At 42.6% G+C, this 6856-nt stretch carries 4 protein-coding genes; all 4 read left to right on the forward strand.

All coding sequences use genetic code 11. The annotated features are described in order from the left end of the window. Positions 1 to 664: 664 nt before the first annotated feature. The 4 genes from IQ242_RS12860 (at position 665) to IQ242_RS12875 (ending at position 6637) form a co-directional block, all read left to right on the forward strand. Complete coding sequence (locus IQ242_RS12860; RefSeq protein WP_193960242.1) at positions 665 to 1621, forward strand: ribonuclease Z; 957 nt, start codon at positions 665 to 667, stop codon at positions 1619 to 1621. 2 nt (positions 1622 to 1623) lie between these two features. Continuing rightward, positions 1624 to 4860: a tubulin-like doman-containing protein gene (locus IQ242_RS12865; RefSeq protein WP_193960243.1), complete on the forward strand. Its 3237-nt coding sequence runs from the start codon at positions 1624 to 1626 to the stop codon at positions 4858 to 4860. A 292-nt stretch (positions 4861 to 5152) separates the two neighbouring features. Continuing rightward, a complete protein-coding gene (argF, locus tag IQ242_RS12870) occupies positions 5153 to 6079 on the forward strand; it encodes an ornithine carbamoyltransferase (protein WP_193960244.1) in 927 nt (308 codons plus the stop codon). A gap of 132 nt (positions 6080 to 6211) precedes the next feature. Beyond that, positions 6212 to 6637 carry a hypothetical protein gene (locus tag IQ242_RS12875; protein WP_193960245.1) on the forward strand — a complete coding sequence of 142 codons (426 nt, stop codon included), beginning with the start codon at positions 6212 to 6214 and terminating at the stop codon, positions 6635 to 6637. Positions 6638 to 6856: the final 219 nt, after the last annotated feature.

Consider the following 6856-nt stretch of genomic DNA (forward strand, 5'->3'; position numbering starts at 1 on the left):
GTGTAGGGTGTGGGGTGTAGGGTGTAGGGTGTGGGGTGTAGGGTGTAGGGTGTGGGGTGTAGGGAGTTTTCTCAGTGAACTGATAACTGATAACTGATAACTGATAACTGATAACTGACTCCTAACCCAATGGTAGATGTGGGATTTTTGCAGGAGTTCTATTTTCCGACAAAGATAAGTAAAAATTATTTATTGACCGTAAAAACTTGAGAATATTTAAATTAACATTTCGCAATATTTACAAATTCTTAAGAATTAATTGAGAAAGATTTTTATTTAACAACGATGTTATGAAGGTAACAGCGATTTGATAGAATTTCATAATGGGTTACTCTGTGCTTTTTTGGGCAACAATGGTTGAAACCCTTGCCACACCTACAGGGTGATCCTAATTAAGACGGGTAAATCAGTCAATTTCACGGGCAACGATGATCTTTTTTTTGTGTAGTTTTATTGCAAAAAAAAAGTTTTTTTGACAAAAAGCACAAAGTATGATATGGACGCTGGTGTATTTTTGGCTGCCAGTAATTATTGCAGAGTTAGGTCAAAATCAGAGGATTTTCTGTTTTCAAGTGATGAAATACAGAAAAGCAGCAATTCGATCGAGAAATCGATAAAAACAGCCTAGACTAGAAAAAGAATCCTCTATCCTGACAGCTATCCTGTGGAGATTACTTTTTTAGGAACCAGTTCTGGGGTTCCCACTCGTTCCCGTAATGTCTCTAGTATCGCCCTTCGTTTGCCGCAACGGGCGGAAATATGGCTGTTTGACTGTGGAGAAGGAACTCAACACCAGTTACTGCGTAGCGACCTGAAAAGTTCCCAAATCCGACGCATTTTTATCACCCATATGCACGGGGATCATATCTTTGGTTTAATGGGACTGTTAGCCAGTATTGGATTAGCTGGTTCTGCTCAGGATATTGATATCTACGGACCTCCCGGACTAGGGGACTATCTGCGTGCTTGTGCTAAGTATTCCTATACTAATTTCGCCAATCGGGTGCGTGTCCATCCCGTTTCCCCCGGCATACTCTACGAAGATGAAGAATTTACCGTCTCCTGTCAGCTATTAAAACATCGTATTCCTGCCCACGGTTATCGCATCGCCGAAAAAGACCGTCCAGGACGTTTTGATGTGGAAAAAGCCAACGCTTTGGGTATTCCCCCCGGACCAATTTACGGCAAGCTGAAAAAAGGGGAAACTGTCACCCTTCCCGATGGCAGCAAAATTCGCGGTCAGTCCCTCTGCGGAGAAACGGAAATCGGCCGTAAAATAGCCTATTGTACCGATACTATTTTCTGTGAAGGATCGATCGAATTGGCACGGGATGCAGATGTGCTAATTCATGAGGCGACTTTTGCACACCAAGATGCCGGGTTAGCTTTTGAAAGTGTTCACTCCACTTCGACGATGGCAGCCCAGGTGGCCTTGGCAGCCCAGGTAAAATTGTTATTAATGACCCATTTTAGTCCCCGTTATCTACCGGGGAATTCTCTGGATATTTCCAATCTGTTAGAGGAAGCGCGGGCGATTTTTCCTAACACTAAATTAGCCTACGATTTCCTCACCTACGAAGTCCCCCGCAACCGTCAAGAAATGGCCTTAGGAGTTAAGTAATTATGCCAGCAGCAGTGGAAGAAAAAAGCATGGTTCCCACGGTTTTAGTGGGTATTGGTGGTACGGGTAACGAGATTTTATCGCGATTGCGTCGTTTAATCGAGGAAAGTTATGGCAGTTTGAGTAATTTTCCGATTGTCAGTTTTTTGGTGGTTGACACGGATAAGGATTATAAAATCAGTAATCCTGAAGCTGCTGGCAGTGCTTTTAAAGATAACGAAAAACACTGGGCCCGGGTGAGTGGAAAACAGGTACAGGAGATGGTATCTGACATGGATAGATATCCCTGGATTAATAGTTGGTTCCCCCCGGAATTAGAGAGAAATATTACTTCCCTAGAAGCGGGGGCGGGACAAATTCGCGCCTGTGGTCGTTTTGCTTTATTTTGTAATTATCATGAGATCCAAAGAAAATTTCTAGACGCGGTGAGACGGGTAAAGGGACAAGAAAACTTTATGCTCGATCACTATGGAATTAAAGTTAGTAATAGTGCTATTAATGTCTTTACTACGGGGTCTTTAAACGGTGGTACGGGTAGCGGAATGTTAATCGATATAGGTTACTGTATTCGTAATTGGTTACGAGGGGAAAGTAGTCCTTTGAGTACGGCAATTGTTCCCACTCCTGAAGCATTTGCGGGGATTAGTGTCGGCGATCGAGTTTTGGCTAATGGTTACGCTGCCTTGATGGAATTAAATTACTTTTCTGACTACAGAACCGAATATCATCAACAGTTTAGCAGCGGTTTAGTTGATGAAGTGGCTAGTAAATTACCACCCTTTGATTTTACCTATTTAGTGGGGACAAAAAACGGAGAAGGTGATTTTAAACTCGGTCAAATTCGGGAAATGATCGCCCAAAATATCTTCCTAGATATGACTTCTGATTTTGCCCCCCATAAACGTTCCATTAGAGATAATATTAAGGGTTCTTGGGCGCAAGCTGACCCAGGGGGGCGCGGTTATCCTAAGCAATTTATGAGTTTTGGGCTATCAACTATTGAAATTCCTATTGCCCAAATTCGGGCCTCCTTATCGGAACGTTTAGCCAAAGATTTAATTAATTGGTGGCTGAATGATTCCGTGATTTTACCCGCTCAAATGTTGGAGTTAGTCAGAGGTGATATCCTCAAAAAAATGCGCTTGAGCGAAGGGGAATTAATTATGGATTTATGTGCCGACAAGGATCGCTCTTTAATTGCCATAATCTCCCAATGGATTAACGAAACTCGTCAGGAAATTAATCAAGATAATTGGCTCTCTTGTACCAAACAGGGTGTTAATATTTTAGGCAACGAACAGGGAAAAATTCTGCAATTTATTGATGATTATTTAACGCCAAGAGTCGAGGAATTTAAACGCAATCATTTACTAGAATTGAGTCCCGATGAACGGCTGCACGGCGATTACCTGAAAAAGATTTATAGTAACCGGGATGAAATTATTCAACGGGGTAAAAAGTCCCTAGAAATGGAGTTTTATAATATCCTTGAGGATCGAAACCGTGGGGTAAAATTTGCCGAGAGTTTTATTGTTTTAGTACGACAAATCTTCACCGACATAGCAGAAAAATTCCGTCGCGATCAAGAACAGGTTTGGAGTCAAAACGAAAGTAAACGTCAACGGGAATACGACACAGCCTTGGCAGAAATTAATGATCTGAAAGATAAAATTCATATCTCGAAAAAAGATAAGATGGAACAATATTGTGAACAAGCTTTAACGGGATTGGAAGGCTATTTAATGGCCAATATTCAACGAAAAACCAGAGGTGCAGGAGTAGAGGTTATTAATCGTTTACTGGAACATCTTAATCAATTAGAAAGCCGTTTTAATCGCTTTCGTCAGAAATTAATTCAAAGTCGCGATCTATTTAATCTGCAAGCTAACCAACAGATTGATAGTGCCGATGCTTTGTTAATTAATGGGATTAAATTATTTGACAGACAAGAATTAAATAGTCTTTATCAAGACTTTATCGAACAATTTGCCTCGGGGATTGCCGGTAACAAAAATGCCTACGATACAGGTATGGATAACCTTTGTTTACCCCTCTCAGAAGAGATTTTAAAGCAATCTAGCCCTCTCTGGAAAGAAACGCGCCGCGCCGATGAAAATATGCGTTTATTTGACATCACCGAGATTGCCGATATTCGTCAAGGAGATTTTCAACAGGTTATCATAAACCAAGCTAATCAACTACTACAAAATGCCCCCGCTAGTAGTCGCATTCAGCAGGAATTAGCCGCTTGCGATCGCTTGTTAAAAATTTATAACAACGATACCGATATTATCAATAATCTTCGCATTGCCTACCAAAAATCGCGACCCCTAATTATGCTCAATCCTGCGGTTTTGCGAGGAAAAGATGCGGGTTTTACGCCCCAATTAAATCAAAATGTTGCCCTGATTGGGGGAAGAAATACCAGTAACCCAGCAGCCCAAAAAATTATTCCAAAACTGCGGGAATTTATCCCCAACGAAGACGATATTAAACCCTTGGGAGACGTGGAAAAATATCGTCTTGTCTTCGTGCAGGAAATTGGCGGTTTTTCCCTACGCTGTCTGGAGGGAATGCGAGAGCTGCGGCAATCCTATCAGGACTGGAAAGGAGAATTTATTCTCGCTAAACGCGCCCAACAAATGGGGGAAAATCGCGATTTACCCATCCCCGTACATATCCAAAAGGAACCGCCTTTCTGGGATGTTTTTCCCGAAGATCCGAGTATTTATCAATTGGTGGTGACAGCCCGAGCTTTGAAAGTGCTTTTTCCAGAAGTCAATCGAGTCACTAATGAGAAAACAATTCGCTATGAAATTAAAACCGCAACGGGATTAAAAAAAGTCGATATCGCCACCAGTTGGGAAGATGCGGTACAGGTGTTAGAAGTAAAAGCTTGTCGCGAAGATAAGGAAAAAATTCAAAGTCAGGTGACAGCTAAGTTACAGGCTGCAGCCACTCCAGAGAAAAAACAAGCTTTGTATCGGACTTTTATCGAATATTTACAACAACGTTCCGAGGAGTTAACAGGAGGAAAAGACAATACAGAATATAAACGGGAAGATGCAATTATTTTGCAGTTAATCCATAACTATAAGTTAGATAGCGCTGGAGAAATTCCTCTTTCTGCGGTGACGGAAGTGGCTAACCCAGCTTTAATTATCTGCGGTATTTGTGGACACAAAAACCCGCCCTCGTCTAATTTTTGTTCTAAGTGTGGGTCAAAATTAGTTAAGTAGAAATTAGATTTTGGGTTTGATCCCCCCTGCCCCCCTTGATAAGGGGGGTGCCGATAGGCGGGGGGAGCCCCCTTGATAAGGGGGGAATCTGACAATTTTTAACACCTACCTAATTTAACGGAAAAAGTGGGGGTGTTAGCTGGACTAACATCCCCCACAATCAAAAATTTTCGGGAAAAATTGCCTAATAGCGAAAAAACTGGATTATAATAAGGTCTTTACTCAAGATTTTTGCTAACCGCTAACTGCCATAAAAGCCAATCAAGACCCCTGTTTATCGAGAGAAAAACCAATGGTAGCCACTTTAAAAGGACGAGATGTTTTAAGAATAACCGACATGAGTAGCCAAGAAATCAGCGCCCTACTCAATCTATCGGCACAGCTTAAAGCTGGTAATCTTAACCCTAGCTGCAAAAAAGTCTTGGGATTGCTATTTTATAAAGCTTCCACCCGGACCCGGGTTTCCTTTACCGTCGCCATGTACCAGTTAGGGGGACAGGTGATCGATCTCAATCCCAGTGTAACCCAAGTGGGGCGCGGGGAACCCTTAGCCGATACAGCCCGGGTACTCGATCGCTATCTCGATATTCTCGCAGTTCGCACCTTTAAACAAGAGGATTTAGAAGCTTTTGCTAATTATTCCCGCATCCCGATTATCAACGCTTTAACGGATTTAGAACATCCCTGCCAGATATTAGCCGATTTACAGACTATCCAAGAGACTTTTCAGACTTTACGGGGAATTAACCTCACCTATGTGGGGGATGGCAATAATGTCGCTAATTCTCTCCTCTTGGGTGGCGCTTTGATGGGGTTAAATGTGCGAGTTGCCTCCCCCGCAAACTATCAACCGGATGGGGAAATTGTCGCCAGCGCCCAAGCTATAGGCGAGAAAACCGGTAGTAAAATCTTAATTACCGACGATCCCGTTATGGCCGTGAAAGACTCTCAGGTGGTCTATACTGATGTCTGGGCAAGTATGGGACAAGAAAGCCTCGCTGATGCCCGAATTCCCATTTTTCAGCCCTACCAAGTCAATGAACAGCTAATGAGTCACGCTGACAAAGACGCGATTATTCTCCATTGTTTACCTGCTCACCGGGGTGAAGAAATTACCGACGGGGCGATCGAGGGTGTACAATCAAAAGTCTGGGAGCAAGCGGAAAATCGGATGCACGCCCAAAAAGCCTTAATGGTGAGTTTATTGGGATTAATCTAGCTCCCGATGCTCAGTTACCTAAAATAATTATTAAACTACATAATCTATCGTCACCGGCTCTGTCCGACACTGGAAGTTAACGCTAGGATTGATGGTAAGAGCAATCATCAGGGCAGCCTCCACACACACTATATGTCAGACACCTCCGCAGTTAAACAGTATCTCGCCCATTGGTTTCAATTGGGAAAAAAAGTTATTTGTCCCAAAAACCAAGCTATGCTATTTCCGCTGCCTATCTTCAATGGCGATCGCTATTCGTCGGAGTTTGAAGATTGTTGGCAAAAAATGCTCGATCCTGAAAGTGGCGATTGTTACCTAGAAGGTACTCAACAAACTATCCAAGACTTACTTTCCCCTCAATGGGAATTTCACCCCTGCGCTCGTTGTACTATACCCGTACCAATTGAAGTGCTGGGCCAATCGGGTTTATCCTGTCCCTGCCATGATTTGAGTAATTGGCCCAATTTAGAATTACCCCTACCCCATTTACCCGTCAATAGTCAAGAAAATCTCGATCGCATCCGGCAAAGATTGCTAAAAAATTCTCACCCACATTAACCAGACAAAAAGAGACGTTAGGAGTAACGTCTCGAAAAAAGGATTGATATTTAGGGTCTGCTGAATAAATCTAAAAACCTTGTTGGATAAGACTTTTAGACTTTTTTTTCCTCAAAAAGTGCCAGCCGTTGCGGGGATCGGGGGGAAAATTCAGGTACTTTTTCCCTGAAAATTAGGTAATTGACTACCTCAAAATCGGTAAAACCCCACACCCCACAC

The sequence above is a fragment of the Microcystis sp. LEGE 08355 genome, assembly GCF_015207185.1.
Classification (GTDB): Bacteria; Cyanobacteriota; Cyanobacteriia; order Cyanobacteriales; family Microcystaceae; genus Microcystis; species Microcystis panniformis.